Source organism: Bacillus sp. SIMBA_026, assembly GCF_046535335.1.
Taxonomy (GTDB): Bacteria; Bacillota; Bacilli; order Bacillales; family Bacillaceae; genus Bacillus; species Bacillus velezensis.
The window spans coordinates 1-243 of record NZ_JAWRWX010000412.1 but is presented as its reverse complement, the minus strand read 5'-3'; the positions used below and the strand labels follow the sequence as shown (position 1 = coordinate 243).

The 243-nt window shown below is 61.3% G+C and carries 1 pseudogene and 1 other annotated feature; the pseudogene reads left to right on the top strand.

Features of this window, described 5'->3' with window-relative positions:
- Positions 1-243, top strand: a pseudogene (locus tag SB847_RS22010) (IS3 family transposase); the annotation flags it as partial.
- Positions 28-144, top strand: a sequence feature (AL1L pseudoknot). (Overlaps the previous pseudogene by 117 nt.)

The following is a 243-nucleotide window of genomic DNA, read 5'->3' as shown; positions in this document are numbered from 1 at the left end:
TGCCAACGAGATTCTCAAGGTCGCGAGCGCGTTTTTCGCCCAGGCGGAGCTCGACCGCCGTTTCAAGTCCTGAAGGCCTTCGTCGATCAGTATCGCGACACCTTTGGGGTCGAGCCGATCTGCAAGGTCTTGCGGATTGCCCCGTCGGGCTACCGACGCCATGCAGCACAACTTCGCGATCCGTCGAAGCGCTGCGCCCGCGCGAAACGCGATGAGCTTTTGCAACCGGAGATCAAGCGTGTC